Origin of the sequence: Bradyrhizobium sp. SK17, from assembly GCF_002831585.1 — a bacterium.
Classification (GTDB): Bacteria; Pseudomonadota; Alphaproteobacteria; order Rhizobiales; family Xanthobacteraceae; genus Bradyrhizobium.
Genome location: NZ_CP025113.1, coordinates 3,870,920 through 3,885,067, shown reverse-complemented (window position 1 = coordinate 3,885,067; position 14,148 = coordinate 3,870,920). Strand labels below are relative to the sequence as shown.

13 protein-coding genes are annotated in these 14,148 nt (G+C 65.1%); 3 read left to right on the top strand and 10 right to left on the bottom strand.

Translation table 11 applies throughout. The features are described 5' to 3' along the window. Nucleotides 1-68: 68 nt before the first annotated feature. From CWS35_RS17890 to ltnD, 4 genes are all read right to left on the bottom strand, one after another. Nucleotides 69-1,760 carry a methyl-accepting chemotaxis protein gene (locus tag CWS35_RS17890; RefSeq protein WP_024579375.1) on the bottom strand — a complete coding sequence of 564 codons (1,692 nt, stop codon included), beginning with the start codon at nucleotides 1,758-1,760 and terminating at the stop codon, nucleotides 69-71. 171 nt (nucleotides 1,761-1,931) lie between these two features. Then, nucleotides 1,932-3,221: a 3-oxo-tetronate kinase gene (gene otnK / locus CWS35_RS17885; RefSeq protein WP_100952818.1), complete on the bottom strand. Its 1,290-nt coding sequence runs from the start codon at nucleotides 3,219-3,221 to the stop codon at nucleotides 1,932-1,934. After that, nucleotides 3,218-4,000, bottom strand: coding sequence for a 2-oxo-tetronate isomerase (gene otnI / locus CWS35_RS17880; protein ID WP_100952816.1), 783 nt, complete (start codon nucleotides 3,998-4,000; stop codon nucleotides 3,218-3,220). The genes otnK and otnI overlap by 4 nt, the downstream gene beginning before the upstream one ends. Nucleotides 4,001-4,012: 12 nt before the next feature. Beyond that, complete coding sequence (gene ltnD / locus CWS35_RS17875; RefSeq protein ID WP_100952814.1) at nucleotides 4,013-4,924, bottom strand: L-threonate dehydrogenase; 912 nt, start codon at nucleotides 4,922-4,924, stop codon at nucleotides 4,013-4,015. A 115-nt stretch (nucleotides 4,925-5,039) separates the two neighbouring features. On the opposite strand from ltnD, the gene CWS35_RS17870 reads away from it, so the two are divergent. Next, a complete protein-coding gene (locus CWS35_RS17870; protein ID WP_100952812.1) occupies nucleotides 5,040-5,696 on the top strand; it encodes an aldolase in 657 nt (218 codons plus the stop codon). A gap of 375 nt (nucleotides 5,697-6,071) precedes the next feature. Here the strand turns inward: CWS35_RS17870 and CWS35_RS17865 are convergent, their stop codons facing one another. The 6 genes from CWS35_RS17865 to CWS35_RS17840 form a co-directional block, all read right to left on the bottom strand. Beyond that, nucleotides 6,072-6,776, bottom strand: coding sequence for an ABC transporter ATP-binding protein (locus CWS35_RS17865; protein ID WP_024579370.1), 705 nt, complete (start codon nucleotides 6,774-6,776; stop codon nucleotides 6,072-6,074). Beyond that, entirely contained in the window at nucleotides 6,760-7,506 is a 747-nt protein-coding gene (locus CWS35_RS17860; protein WP_100952810.1) for an ABC transporter ATP-binding protein, read from the bottom strand. The genes CWS35_RS17865 and CWS35_RS17860 overlap by 17 nt, the downstream gene beginning before the upstream one ends. Continuing rightward, nucleotides 7,503-8,480, bottom strand: coding sequence for a branched-chain amino acid ABC transporter permease (locus CWS35_RS17855; protein WP_100952808.1), 978 nt, complete (start codon nucleotides 8,478-8,480; stop codon nucleotides 7,503-7,505). Before CWS35_RS17855 ends, CWS35_RS17860 begins: the two co-directional genes overlap by 4 nt. Next, nucleotides 8,480-9,358, bottom strand: coding sequence for a branched-chain amino acid ABC transporter permease (locus CWS35_RS17850; protein ID WP_024579367.1), 879 nt, complete (start codon nucleotides 9,356-9,358; stop codon nucleotides 8,480-8,482). The genes CWS35_RS17855 and CWS35_RS17850 overlap by 1 nt, the downstream gene beginning before the upstream one ends. A 202-nt stretch (nucleotides 9,359-9,560) precedes the next feature. Next, nucleotides 9,561-10,808, bottom strand: a complete 1,248-nt coding sequence (locus CWS35_RS17845; RefSeq protein WP_024579366.1) for an ABC transporter substrate-binding protein — start codon at nucleotides 10,806-10,808, stop codon at nucleotides 9,561-9,563. 85 nt (nucleotides 10,809-10,893) lie between these two features. Beyond that, on the bottom strand, nucleotides 10,894-11,712 hold the full coding sequence (locus tag CWS35_RS17840; protein ID WP_100952806.1) for a putative hydro-lyase: 819 nt from the start codon (nucleotides 11,710-11,712) through the stop codon (nucleotides 10,894-10,896). 120 nt (nucleotides 11,713-11,832) lie between these two features. On the opposite strand from CWS35_RS17840, the gene CWS35_RS17835 reads away from it, so the two are divergent. Both CWS35_RS17835 and CWS35_RS17830 read left to right on the top strand, forming a co-directional pair. Further along, a complete protein-coding gene (locus tag CWS35_RS17835; RefSeq protein ID WP_024579364.1) occupies nucleotides 11,833-12,750 on the top strand; it encodes a LysR family transcriptional regulator in 918 nt (305 codons plus the stop codon). 106 nt (nucleotides 12,751-12,856) lie between these two features. Beyond that, the gene (locus CWS35_RS17830) at nucleotides 12,857-14,107 is read left to right on the top strand and encodes a Zn-dependent hydrolase (RefSeq protein ID WP_024579363.1); all 1,251 of its coding nucleotides are present in this window, start codon (nucleotides 12,857-12,859) and stop codon (nucleotides 14,105-14,107) included. The last annotated feature ends 41 nt before the right edge of the window (nucleotides 14,108-14,148 follow it).

Sequence of the window (14,148 nt, the reverse complement as noted above, 5' to 3'; positions counted from 1 at the left end):
AATCGGCAATGAAAAATGCCCGGCCTGCGAGGGCCGGGCATTGTCCGATCTGTGATGTCTCGATGACGTCAGGCGGCGCGGACGGCGTCGAGGAACTTGCCGACTTCGAGCTTGAGGCGGCTGCTGTCACCCGACAGCGACTGTGCCGCCGACAGCACCTGGCTCGAGGCCGAACCGGTCTCATTGGCGCCGTGCTGCACGTCGGTGATGTTGGCCGAAACCTGTTGGGTGCCCTGCGCGGCCTGCTGCACGTTGCGGGAGATCTCCTGGGTCGCCGCGCCCTGCTCCTCGACCGCCGCTGCGATGGTCGACGAAATCTCCGACAGCCGTTCGATGGTCGTGGAGATCTCCTTGATCGCGCCGACCGACTCCTGGGTCGCGGCCTGGATGCCGGCGATCTGCTGGCCGATCTCGCCGGTCGCCTTCGCCGTCTGCTCCGCCAGCGCCTTCACCTCCGACGCCACGACCGCGAAGCCGCGGCCGGCCTCGCCGGCGCGCGCCGCCTCGATGGTGGCGTTCAGCGCCAGCAAATTGGTCTGTCCGGCAATCGTGTTGATCAACTCGACGACGTCGCCGATCCGCGCGGCCGCCTTCGACAGCTCGCTGACGCGATCATTGGTGGTGCGCGCCTGGCCAACCGCATCGCCGGCCATCCGCGCCGATTCCTGCACCTGACGGCTGATCTCGGTCACCGAGGACGACAGCTCTTCGGTCGCGGACGCAACCGAGGAGACGTTGGCCGAGGCCTCCTCGGACGCAGCGGCGACCGTGGTCGTCAGTTCCTGCGAACGTTGGGCGGTCGATGACAACGTAGAGGCTGAAGCTTCGAGCTGGGTCGAGGCCGACGACACGGTCTGCACGATCTCGCCGATCATCTGCTCGAAATTGCGGGTGATGGTGTCGACGCGGCGACCGCGCTCGATCTTGGCTTCGGCGTCGGCAGCCGCGGCTTCATCCGCCGCCTTCTTCGCGACCAGCGCCTCCTTGAACACCTGCAAGGTATCGGCCATCGCGCCGATCTCGGTCTTCTCGCCCTGGTGCGGCACGTCCGCGGTGAGGTCGCCGCGGCCCAGCGCTTGCATCGGCGTGATGATCGAAGCGATACCGGCCGAGACGTCACGAACCAGGTAGAAGCTGACACCGACGCCGATCAGGACGGCAGCGCCGAGGATCACCGCGAGCAGCATGAAAGCCGAATTGTAGCTGTCGGTGGCGTCCTGCGCGGCCTTGTCGGCCCCGGTGTTGTTGTAGGCGATGTCCTTGTTGAGGATTTCGTCCGCCTCGAGGCCGATCTTGTTCACGACCTGGGTATTGAGCTCATGCGCGTCATGGGGAATCTTGCCGACGTCCTTGCGTGACAGCTCCATCACCTGTTCAGTACCCTTGCGGTACTTGTCCCAGGTCTCGACCCATTGATTGTAGAGCGCCCGTTCCCCCGGAGACGTGATCATCGGCTCGTAGGTGGTACGGGCCTTGGCGATCATCTCGACCACGGTGACCAGCGTCTTTTCCTGCGCCAGCTTGGTTTCGGTCGTCTCGGAGAGCATGTGCTCGCGGATCACGTTGCGATAGGTGATGACGCCGGCGCGCAACTCGCCGAGCACGCGCACGCTCGGCAGCCAGTTGGTCGTGATGTCGACCGTGTTGGCGTTGATCGCCCGCATATTCCAGACGGCGAGCAGGCCCATGCCGCTCAGCGCGACAAGCAGGAACGCAACCGCGGCAATGATCTTGGCGCGGATCGAGAATTTGGCGAACATCGTGAGGTCTCTTGGGTATCGGGCCCGCGAGGTCCGATCGAATGGCTGTGGGCGCGGCGGGACGCCGCAGACATCAAAGCCAGCCCCCCTCCTTAAGTAGGGTTAATTTACCTCCCCGTTGAATTACGGAGGCGCCCTGTCATCGCTCAGACATGACGCGCGTTGCGCGTCTCAAGGCATCAATGCCAGCGCATCCGAGAAAAACGCCGGTCCGCCGAAATTGCCTGATTTCAAGGCAAGGAGCATGTCGCCATCTCGCGCGCCGACCGCGCGCAAAACCGGAACGCCTGCAGCGATTTCCGCGCCGACCAGGAATCCCGGGATGCGCAAACGATCGACCACGGCGCCTGAAGTTTCACCACCTGCGACCACCAACCTGCGCACGCCCGACTGCACCAGCCCGTCGGCGATGTCGGCCATCGCCTGCTCGATGGCATGTCCCGCCGCATCGCGGCCATGACGGGATTGCAGAGCTGCGACCTCCTCAGGTGTCGAGCTGCTGGCGATCAGGATCGGCCGTGCGCCGAGCCGGTCCTTGGCCCAGGCCAGCGCACGCTGCGCCTCGTCCTTGCCGGCGACCACGCGCTCCGGATCAAGATGCAGCACCGGCATCACCTTCTCGGCGCTGGCGATCTGACGCAGGGTCGCTTGCGAGCAACTGCCGGCGAGGCAGGCGGCCGGGCCGCCGACCGGCGTCTCAAGCAACCTGTCCGTCGCACCAGGCTTGGCGTTGCCGGCATCGACCAGCGCGCGCGCCAATCCAAGCCCGATCCCGGAGGCGCCGACCGAGAGCCGGTGATCCAGCGCCACCTGCCCGATGGTCTCGAGGTCGCGGTCGAACACCGCGTCGATGATGACGGCTCCGATGCCGCCCCGCGCGAGTTCGGCCAGCTTGGCGCGCACCGCGTCCGCGCCGCGGGCGAGCGTCGCCAGATCGACCAGGCCGATCTTGGTCCTGCTCTGGCGACCCAGCACGCGGACCAGGTTGGAATCGTGCATCGGATTGAGCGGATGGTCCTTCAGCGGGCTCTCGTTCAGCGGCACCGAGCCGACGAACAGATTGCCCTGGTAGACGGTGCGGCCGGTCTCCGGGAAGGCCGGCGTCACCAGCACGATCGCATCCCCGGAATCGGCGCGCAGCGCATCCATCACCGGGCCGATATTGCCGGCATCGGTGGAATCGAAGGTCGAGCAGATCTTGAACAGGATATGCCCGGCGCCGCGGCCCCGCAGCCAGCCCTCGGCATCGCGCGAACGCGTGACCGCGACATCGGCCGCGATCGAGCGGCTCTTCAGCGACACGACGACAGCGTCGACCTCGGGCAGCGCGAGATCGTCGGCCGGCACGCCGATGGTCTGCACCGTGCGCAGGCCGGCGCGGGTCAGCGTGTTGGCGAGGTCGGAAGCGCCGGTATAGTCGTCGGCGATACAACCCAGCGACAGTTTTCCGGCTCGCGTCACGGCTTCACTCCGGCATAGGGCTTGAACCAGGCCAGACCGTCAGTGGTCTTGCCGCGCGGATTGTATTCGCAGCCGACGAAGCCGTCGTAACCGAGCCGGTCGAGCTCGCCGAACAGGAACGGATAGTTCAGCTCCTCGCCGTCGGGCTCGTTGCGCGAGGGAATCGAGGCGATCTGGATGTGGCCGATGATCGGCATCATCTCGCGCAGCCGCATGGTGACGTCGCCATGGATGATCTGGCAGTGATAGATGTCGAATTGCAGCTTGAGATTTGGAATCTTCAGCTCGTCGATCAGGTCGCGCGCGCACATGAAGTCGTTGAGGAAGTAGCCGGGCACGTTGCGCGGGTTGATCGGCTCGATCACGACGTCGAGACCATGCGGCGCGAAGAATTCAGCGGCGTAAGCCACCGATTTGCGGAACGCGGCGACGGCCTTGGCATCGCCTCGGTCGGCAATCCCCGCCATCAGATGCACCCGCTTGACACCGGTCGCTTGCGCATAGGGCAGTGCGGTTGTCAGGCTCGCTTGCAGGTCGGCGAAGCGATCCGGCAGCGCGGCGAATCCCTTCTCGCCGGCGGCCCAGTCGCCCGGCGGCAGATTGAACAGTGCCTGGGTCAGACCGGCTTCCTTCAGGCGCTTGCCGACTTCCGCGGCCGGATGGTCATAGGGAAACAGGAACTCGACCGCGGTGAAGCCGGCTTTCGCCGCCGCCTCGAAGCGGTCGAGGAACGGGACCTCGTTGAACATCATGGTGAGATTGGCGGCAAAGCGGGGCATTGCAGGATCCTCTTATTTCTCGCCGGGCAGCTTGGTGCCGGTGACCTGGGCATACATCCGCGCCACCGAGGCATCGTCGTCGCGGCCCATGCCGGCGGCCGCAGTCATCAGGAACATCTGCAATGCCGCGGCCGAAACCGGCACCGGGAAGCGCGCACTGCGCGCCATGTCCTGGATGATGCCGAGGTCCTTGACGAATATCTCGACCGCGCTGCGCGGTGCGTAATCGCCGTCGAGCACATGCGGCATGCGGTTCTCGAACATCCAGGAATTGCCGGCGGAAGCCGTGATCACCTCATAGACCTTCCTGATATCGAGGCCTTGCTTGGCGGCGAACGCGATCGCCTCCGAGGCGGCGGCGATATGCACGCCTGCCAGCAACTGGTTGATCATCTTGAACGCAGCGCCCTGCCCTGCGGCATCGCCGAGCTCGTAGAGTTTTGCGGCCATCGCATCCAGCGCCGGCCGCGCCTTGGCGAACGCCGCCGCGCTGCCCGAGGCGAGAATCGTCAGTTCGCCCTGCGCGGCGCGCTGCGCACCGCCGGAGATCGGTGCATCAAGATAATGCCGGCCGGTGGCCTCGAGTTGCTTGGCCAGCCGCCGGGCGATTTCGGGATCCATGGTCGCCGAGGAGATGAACACCGCGTCTTTCGCCAGCGTCTCGGCGACACCGTCCTTGCCGAACAGGATCGTCTCGGTCTGCGCAGCGTTGACCACGACGCTGACGACGATATCGGCGCCCTTTGCCGCCTCCGCTGGCGACGCCGCCCCCTTGCCGCCCTCGGCCTCGAAGCGCTTGACCGCATCGGCCGAGACATCGCAGCCGGTGACCTCGAAGCCTTTGCGCTTCAGCGAGGTCGCCATGCCGTATCCCATCGAGCCAAGCCCGATCACGGCGACGCGCGGCGTTGCGGAACTGGACATGCGGCGATCCCTCGAACGTTCTTTGCTGCTTTAGAGGGCTTGCCTATCACGGCTTGGCCGCGCTGCCAAAGCATGAGACAAACCGGGACATGAATAGCGCCATGAGCGAAACGGGATGAGCGAAACAAAGCTTCGTGAAGACATCTGCCGCTTCGGCCGCTCGCTGTTCGAACGCGGGCTGACGCCGGGCTCCTCGGGCAATATCAGCGTCCGGCTCGATGACGGCGGCTGTCTGGTGACGCCGACCAACGCCTCGCTCGGCTTCCTCGATCCGGCGAAAATGTCGCGGCTCGACGGCCAGGGCCGGCTAATCTCCGGCGACGCCCCGACCAAGGAGGTGCCGCTACACACCGCCCTCTACCAGACCCGCGCCACCGCCGGCGCCGTGGTGCATCTGCACTCCACCCATTCGGTCGCACTCTCGATGCTGCCCGAGATCGACCCGCGCGCCGTGCTGCCGGCGATGACGGCCTATTACGTGATGAAATGCGGCCAGACCGCGCTGGTGCCGTATTATCGTCCCGGCGATCCCGCGGTGGCCGACGCGATCAGGGGACTTGCCGGGCAATATTCATCGGTGCTGCTCGCCAATCACGGCCCGGTCGTGTCGGGCGACACGCTGGAAGCCGCGGTGTTCGCGACCGAAGAGCTCGAGGAAACCGCAAAGCTCTATCTGCTGCTGCGCGGGTTGAACCCGCGATACCTGTCACCGGAACAGGTCGCGGATCTGACGAGGGTGTTCGGGCTGACGTTGCCGGAGCACGGGCACTAGCACCCGGAAACAACTGACATCGCGAATTGGTGCGGACGACCAACAGACGCCGAGGTCGAAGCAGCCGCTCTTATCCTCGATAGGGCCGGGCGCCACCATCATTGGTGGCCCAAATCGATCAAACCCTACCAGGAGTTCGCGAAAACGGACCCCATCGCCAAAAGCGAGTTTGAAGGAATCGTAGAACAGATGTTGTTGGCCGCCGCAAAGGCCAGATCTCAATAGATGATCGTAGCCCGCATGAGCGAAGCGATATGCGGGACAGCCTGCCCCGGATGTCGCTGGCGCTCATCCGGGCTACGAAGCGACGAAGCAATCCATCCCTCCTCGTGCGCGGAACGATGGATTGCTTCGCTACGCTCGCAATGACGGTGATTACAGCCCCAGATACGCCTTGCGCACGTCCGGATTGGTGCTGATCTCGGCGGCGGTGCCCTGCATCAGCAGGCGGCCGGTTTGCAGGATGTAGGCGCGGTCGGCGATCTCCAGGCACTCAGCCATGCGCTGCTCCACGATCAGGACCGTCATGCCGGCGTCGCGGATGCGCTTCACGGCCTGGAAGATCTCGTCGACCAGTTTCGGCATGATGCCCTGCGACGGCTCGTCGAGCATCAGAAGCCGCGGCCGCGTCATCAGCGCGCGGCCGATCGCGAGCATCTGCTGCTCGCCGCCCGACAGGGTTTCGGCGCGCTGGTCGAGCCGTTCGCCGAGCCGCGGGAACAGATTGAACACCAGGTCGAGCGGCGCATCGCGATCGGACTTGCTGCGATAGAGATAGCTGCCGAGCCGCAGATTGTCGCGCACCGAGAGCCGCGGAAACAGCCGGCGGTTCTCCGGCACGAAGGCGATGCCGCTGGCCGTGATGACGTGCTGCGGCTGGCCGTCGATGCGCTTGCCGTCGAAGGTGACCGAGCCGGAACGCGGCCGCTCGGCGCCGGCGATCGATTTCAAGAGCGTCGACTTGCCGGCGCCGTTGGCACCGGCGACGCAGACGATCTCGCCCTTGGTGACGTCGATCGACACCGATGAGATCGCGACCAGGCCCTGATAGGCGGTGGTGACTTCACGCACCGACAGCATGACGATCCCCGAGATAGGCGGAAATGACTTCCGGATTGCGGACGACGTCCGTGGGCTTGCCCTCGACCAGCACCTTGCCGAGATTGAGCACGATGGCACGGTCGACCAGCGGCATCACGATCTCCATGACGTGCTCGACCATCAGCACGGTGATGCCGGTGGCGCGCACCTTGCGCACCAGCTCGACGCCGGTCTGCGCCTCGACCGGCGTCAGGCCGGTGAGGACTTCGTCGAGTAGCAAAAGCTTCGGCTCGGTGGCGAGCGCGCGGGCGACCTCGAGCCGGCGCTTCTCCGACGGGACGAGATCTGCGGCGAGCTTGTCGGCGCGTGCCGCCAGGCCGCAGAACTCCAGCACCTCATAGGCCTTCTGCCGCGCGACGCGCATCTTGGTGTTACGGATCAGCGCGCCGACGATGACGTTGTCGATCACGGTCATCGTTTCAAAACTCTTGACCACCTGGAAGGTGCGCCCGACGCCGCGCTGGCAGCGTTCGGCTGCCGGCAGCCTTGTGACGTCCTCGCCGTCGAACAGGATCGAGCCCTGGGTCGGCGGCAGCACGCCGGCGATCAGGTTGAACAGCGTCGACTTGCCGGCGCCGTTCGGACCGATCAGGCCGACGATCTCGCCGCGCCCGACCGAGATCGAGACATCGCTGTTGGCGACCAGGCCGCCGAAGCGCTGCCAGACACCGCGGGTTTCAAGAAGCGGGGTTCCGGGCGAGGCCGTCATCGCGCGGCCTCCTTGCGCGAGGAGAACACGCTGATCAGGCCCTTCGGCAGCGCCAGCGAGATCGCGACGATCAGCGCGCCATAGACGATCAGGTCGACGCCGCGGCCGGAGCCGCCGACATAGGAACGCGTCAGCTCGGTGAGCGGGATCAGGATGACGGCGCCGAGCACCGGCCCCCACAGCGTGCCGATGCCACCGAGCACCGCCGGCAGCGCCATCAACAGCGAGAATTGGAAGCCCATCACGCTTTCAGGATCGATGTAGGAAACGAACTGGGCATAGAAGCTGCCGCCGACCGCGACCAGGAACGCCGAGACCGCGGCCGCGCCCATCTTGGAATTGAACACGACGACACCGAGGCTTTCGGCCGCATCCGGATTGTCCTTCACCGCGCGCCACCAATAGCCCCATTTGGAATCTTCCAGCCACCAGGTGACCAGCCAGGCGACGCAGGCCAATGCCAGCGCGAAATAGAAGTAAGGCAGCTTCGAGCGGGCGAACTGGAATTTCAGCCAGCTGTCGCCGCGCACAGGGATGTCGATGCCGAGCGCCGCCCCCGCCCAGTCCCAGTTCTGGATCAAGAGCAGCGCGATCTCGGCAATCACGATGGTCGCGATCACGAAGTAATGGCCGCGCAGGCGGAAGCAGGGATAGCCCAGCGCCATCGCGATCACGGCGGAAATCGCCCCGCCCGCCAGCATGCCGAACCACGGCAACACACCGAACTTGGTGAACAACAGCGCGGTGGTGTAAGCGCCGAGCCCGAAATACAGCGCATGGCCGAGCGAGATCTGCCCGCAATAGCCGGACAGGATGTTCCAGCTCTGCGACAGCGCCGCATACATCAGGGTCAGCACCATGATGTTCTGGACGTAGACGTCCTTGACGAACAGCGGCACCAGCGCGGCGATGACCGCAAGGCAAAGCGCCACGACCAGGTCACGCCTGCGGCGCTGGGCGAAGTGGGTGTCCATCACATCGATCCAAACAGGCCGCGTGGGCGGATGAAGACGACCAGGAGATAGACGGCGTAGATGCCGACCGATTTCAGCGACGGCGGCAGGATCAGCGCGGTGGTCGCCTCGACCAGGCCGACGATGATGCCGCCGGCAAAGGCGCCGAACACGCTGCCGAAGCCGCCGAGCGCCACGGTGACGTAGGCGATCAGCGCGAACGAGGCGCCGACGTCGGGATAGACGTAGAAGAAGATCGCCATGATCGCGCCGGCGAGACCGACCAGCGCCGCACCGAGGCCCCAGCCGAGCGCGAACACCCGGTTCTTGTCGATGCCGACCAGCGCCACGGCGCCGGCATCCTCGCGGGTCGCCTCCAGTGCGCGGCCGAAATCGGTGCGATGGATGAAGAAGTACAGCGCGACGAAGGCCGCGATCGACAGCATCGCGCCGATCAACTGCGGTTCCGGCAGATAGATGCCGGCGATCGATATCGTCTTGCCGCCGACCCAGGAATTGGTGACGCTGCGGTAGTCGGGCGTGAAGAAGAACTGGGCCAGCCCCCGCATCACGATCGCCAGGCCGAAGGTCGAAAAGATCTGCACCATGCCGGCATTGGCCTTGGCCCGCATCGCGAAGCGGACGATCAGCAGATAGACCACCGCGCCGAACACGAACAAGGCCGCGGCGACCAGCGGCGCCGCCAGCAAGGGATCGATCGCGAAGAATGCGAACAGGAAGAAGGTCACGTACATCGCGATCATCAGGAACTCGCCGTGGGCGAAGTTCACGACGTCCATCAATCCGAAGATCAATGCGAGCCCGGCGGCGATCAATCCGTAGAGCAGCCCCATCAAAAGGCCGCTCGCCAGACTCTGGATAATGGTCTCGGCTGTCACCGCTGCGCCCCGGTCAACGTATGGCCCCAACGTCGTCCTGGCGAAGGCCAGGACCCATAACCACAAATGCATGGGGAGAAAAGACAACAGCCAATCATCGCAAAACGCCTGCCTGTGGTTAGCGACGAGTGCAAGCACTCACGCGAGGGTCCCGGGTCGCGCTTCGCTTGCCCGGGACGACGAGCGGAGAGTGGTCGACCGATCAGCTGTTCATCGGCCAGATCGCCTCGGAGACCGCGGCCTGTTCCGGGAAGATCGTCACGAAGTTCTTCGCCGCATATTGCAGCAGCACGGGATCGGCGAAGTTGTTCTGCCCCATCTCGTCGAACTTGACGCGCCGCCACGGCATGATGGTCACGTCGCCCGGCATGTCGGTCGCCACCAGTGCCTCACGGATCTTCTCGCCGTCGGTCGACTTGGCGCGGTTGATGGCGTCGGCCATCACGATCAGGCCCATGAACTGGCGCGACGAATAGTCGTTGAAGTCCTTGCCGGACTTGGCGCGGAACATGTCGTTGATGAGACCGACCATCGGCCGCTTCTTGGCGAGGTCGAGCGAGAAGCTGCCGCGCGAGATCACGCCTTCGAGCTTGTCGCCGACCGCATCATAGGTCGCCTTCTCCGAGAAGCCGGCGTCCTGCGCCATGATGTTCTTCGGCTTGTAGCCGAGTTCCGCCATGGTCTTGACCAACAGGATCGCGTCGGTGGTGTAGCTCGACGGCATCAGCACGTCGGCATTCGCCGCCTTGAGCTGCTGCACCTCGGCGGTCAGCGACGGCGAGTTGGCGCGGTACTTGATGTCGCTGACGATCTTGTAGCCGCGCTCGGCGGCGAGCTTGGTCTGGGCGTTGGCCGAATCGGTGCCGAAGATGGTGTCCTCGTGGAACAGCGCCAGCGTCTCGATCTTCTGGCCCTTCTTCTTCATCGCATCGAAGAAATCGAACATCGCGGTCGAGAACATCTCGTCATGCGGCGAGGCGCGGAAATAATACTTCAGACCGCGGCGATGCAGGCTCGGCGAGGAATTGTCGGCCGAGATGAACGGGACCTGGTAGCGCTCGCAGGTCTGGCTGACGGTGACGGCGACCGCGCTCTGATAGGTGCCGACGACGGCGCAGACCTTTTCCTGGGTGATCAGGCGCTCGGTCTCGGCGCGGCCCTTCTGCGGATCGGCCTGGTGGTCGGCGAACACCAGCTTGACCTTGGCGCCGCCGAGCCCGGACAGGCCCTCGCCCTTGGCGAGCGGCAGCGCGAAATCGTAGTTCTTGTTGATGATGTCGGCCGCGGTGTTGAAGGCATGCTGCGCGTCGACGCCGATCGCGGCGCTGGAGCCGGACAGCGGATAGATCACGCCGATTGCCACTTCGCTTGTTTGCGCGCGCGCGGCGATCGGACCGAGCGCGGCGGCGGCAGTGGCACCCAGCAATACGTTACGGCGAGAGATCGTCATTGAAATTTCCCCTTCAGCTTTGTTCTTATCGATGTGACGCTTGTAGCGCGCAGTAAAGCCTCAATGAATTGCACGAATTGCCTATTCAGAGCACAGCGAGCTGCCTGTTCCTGAGATCGGTCACCAGCATCAGCCCCGGCGAATGCGTGATCGCGAACGGCAGCTTCGCACTTGCGATCACCGATTGCGGCGTGACGCCACAGGCCCAGAACACCGGGATCTCGTCGTCGGCGACCGGCACCGCGTCGCCATAGTCCGGCTTGGCGAGATCCTCGATGCCGATCGCATGCGGATGACCGAGATGGACCGGCGCGCCGTGCACCGACGGAAAGCGCGAGGTGATCTGCACCGCGCGGATCGCATCCGCCGGCTTGAACGGGCGCATCGACACCACCATCGGTCCCTCGAACGGCCCCGACGGCTGGCAGGCGATGTTGGTCCGGTACATTGGCACACGCAGGTTGCGTTCGATGTGACGGATCGGCAGCCCGTCATCCAGCAGCGCCTCTTCGAACGAATAGGAGCAGCCGAGCACGAAGGTGACGAGATCGTCGCGCCAGTATTTGGTGATGTCGGTCGGCTCGTCCGCCACCTCGCCATCGCGCCAGACCCGGTAGCGCGGCACGTCGGTGCGGATGTCGAGGTCGAGGCCGAGCGCGGGAATCCGCGGATCGCCGACGTCGGACATGCCGATGATCGGGCACGGCTTCGGATTGAGCTGGCAGAACCGGTGGAAGGCGCCGGCGAGCTTTTCCGGCAGGATCGCGAGATTGCCCTGGACGAAGCCGTTGGCGAGACCGGCCGTGGTGGCCGAGGCCGTGCCGTTGCGGCTGGCGCGCCGCGCCGCGACGCTCGCAAGCACCTGACCGTCCTGAGATCGCTGCACTGCCGCAAAAACAGTCATGGGAGCCTCCTGCCCATAATCTCGACAAGGACAAACCAACACCACGCGTGATATAATGTCTAATCGTCCTTTCTAATCAAAATCGATAAATCAGATTTATCGATCGGGAACACGCTTCCAATGACGGACTTCCGCTCGATCGAAACCTTCCTCTGGGTCGTCAAGCTCGGCAGCTTCCGCGGCGCCGCCCAGCGGCTCAACACCACCCAGCCGGCGATCTCCCAGCGCATTGCCCAGCTCGAGCGCGAGATGGGCGTCAAGCTGTTGAACCGCGACCACCGGATCGCTTCGCCGACGCCGAGCGGACGGCTGATGATGACCTATGCCGAGAAGCTGATCGGGCTGCGCTCCGAGATGATGGCCGAGGTCGGCGACCGTTCGGCGATGCGCGGCGCGCTGCGGCTCGGTGTCGCGGAGACCATCGTGCACACCTGGCTGCCGCGGCTGGTCAAGAGCGTCAACGAGATCTACCCGAACCTGTCGCTGGAGATCGAGGTCGACATCACGCCGAACCTGACGCCGCGGCTGCTGGCGCAGGAGATCGAACTCGCCTTCGTGCTCGGACCGGTCTCGGCGTCGGGCGCGCACAACCACGTACTGTGCGATTATCCGATCGGCTTCCTGGCGAGCCCATCGCTCGGCCTCGGCGCCGGCCCGGTGGCGCGGCAGGACCTGGCGCGGTTTCCGATCATCACCTTTCCGCGCAAGACCCAGCCCTACGAGACCGTGCGCGCCTTGTTCAACGCGCCCGATCTGCCGCCGATCCGATTGCACGCCTCGACCTCGCTCGCGACCGTGATCCACATGGCCAATGAGGGCCTTGGCATCGCGGTGATCCCGTCGGCGATCGTCGAGAACGAATTGGCCGACGGCCGCCTGCAACTGCTCGACACCGACCTCAAGCTGCCGCCGCTGACCTTCACCGCGAGTTGGCTCGCCTCCCCCGACGCAGTCGCCATCGAGCGCGTCGCCAACCTCGCCCGGCAGATCGCGCAGGCGAGCGTGGCGGTTGACGGCGCGAGAGTGGAGCGTCATTGAACAAGAGCCGGATAACATGACCGTCATTCCGGGACGATGCGCCAGCATCGCGCTCTGATGTGCTATGGCACATCTCCGGAATGACCGCTGGAAATGGACTGACGACATGAGCCGAGCCGTAACCAACCTGCAAATCGATTCCGCCCGCCTCTGGGGCACCATCCACGAAACCGCGCAGTTCGGTGCGACACAGAAGGGCGGCGTGCGACGGCTGACCCTGAGCGCCGAGGACAAGCAGGTGCGCGACTGGTTCCGCAAGGCATGCGAAGAGGCCGGCCTCGAGGTGCAGGTCGATGCGCTCGGCTCGATGTTCGGCCTGCGCAGGGGCCGTGACATGTCGAAGCCGCCGATCGGCGTCGGCTCGCATCTCGACACCCAGCCGACCGGCGGCAAATATGACGGCATCCTCGGCACGCTGGCTGCGCTCGAAATGGTGCGCACGCTGAACGGCGCCGGCATCGAGACCGAGCTGCCGATCTGCATCTGCAACTGGACCAATGAGGAAGGCTCGCGCTTCGCACCGGCGATGATGGCCTCGGCGGCTTATGTCGGCGATTTCACCACCGACGACATCTTGTCGCGCAAGGATGCCGAGGGCGTCACGGTAGCGCAGGCGCTGGACTCGATCGGCTATCGCGGCGACGCCCCGGTCGGCCGCCAGAAGTTCACCAGCTTCGTCGAGCTGCATATCGAACAGGGCCCGATCCTGGAGGCCGAGGGCAAGACCATCGGCGTGGTCGATTCCGGCCAGGGCGTGCTGTGGTACGACGGCAAGATCACCGGCTTCGAGAGCCATGCCGGCTCGACCCCGATGCCGCTACGCCGCGATGCGCTGGCGACGCTGTCGGAGATCGTGCTGGCGATGGAAAGCATCGCCAGGAAGCACGGCCCGAAGGCGGTCGGCACCATCGGCGAGGCCGTGATCGCCAATCCGTCGCGCAACGTCATCCCCGGCGAGATCGCCTTCACGGTGGATTGCCGCAGCGCCGACGCGGCGATCATGGATGCGCTGGACCACGACCTGCGCGCCGCGGTCGCCGAAATCGCCGCAAAGCGCAAGGTCGAGGTTCAGCTCGATCTGGTCTGGCGCAAGGCACCGACGCATTTCGATCCCAAGCTGGTCGACGCAGTCGAGAACGCCGCAACGCAGCTCGGCTATTCGCATCGCCGCATCACCTCCGGCGCCGGCCACGATGCCTGCAACCTCAACACGGTGATGCCCGCCGCGATGGTGTTCGTGCCCTGCAAGGACGGCATCAGCCACAACGAGCTGGAAGACGCCACACAGACCGATTGCGCCGCCGGCGCCAATGTCCTGATGCATACGGTGCTGGCGCTCGCCGGCGTCGCGTCCTGATCGTCTGATCCCCCTTACTTGGAGTTCCCTTGGAGGTGCCC

Coding starts and splice junctions, on each gene's coding strand:
- CWS35_RS17890 (WP_024579375.1), bottom strand. CDS start 1,760: ATGTTCGCCAAATTCTCGATCCGCGCCAAGATCATTGCCGCGGTTGCG.
- otnI (WP_100952816.1), bottom strand. CDS start 4,000: ATGCCCCGCTTTGCCGCCAATCTCACCATGATGTTCAACGAGGTCCCG.
- ltnD (WP_100952814.1), bottom strand. CDS start 4,924: ATGTCCAGTTCCGCAACGCCGCGCGTCGCCGTGATCGGGCTTGGCTCG.
- CWS35_RS17870 (WP_100952812.1), top strand. CDS start 5,040: ATGAGCGAAACAAAGCTTCGTGAAGACATCTGCCGCTTCGGCCGCTCG.
- CWS35_RS17865 (WP_024579370.1), bottom strand. CDS start 6,776: ATGCTGTCGGTGCGTGAAGTCACCACCGCCTATCAGGGCCTGGTCGCG.
- CWS35_RS17860 (WP_100952810.1), bottom strand. CDS start 7,506: ATGACGGCCTCGCCCGGAACCCCGCTTCTTGAAACCCGCGGTGTCTGG.
- CWS35_RS17855 (WP_100952808.1), bottom strand. CDS start 8,480: ATGGACACCCACTTCGCCCAGCGCCGCAGGCGTGACCTGGTCGTGGCG.
- CWS35_RS17845 (WP_024579366.1), bottom strand. CDS start 10,808: ATGACGATCTCTCGCCGTAACGTATTGCTGGGTGCCACTGCCGCCGCC.
- CWS35_RS17840 (WP_100952806.1), bottom strand. CDS start 11,712: ATGACTGTTTTTGCGGCAGTGCAGCGATCTCAGGACGGTCAGGTGCTT.
- CWS35_RS17835 (WP_024579364.1), top strand. CDS start 11,833: ATGACGGACTTCCGCTCGATCGAAACCTTCCTCTGGGTCGTCAAGCTC.
- CWS35_RS17830 (WP_024579363.1), top strand. CDS start 12,857: ATGAGCCGAGCCGTAACCAACCTGCAAATCGATTCCGCCCGCCTCTGG.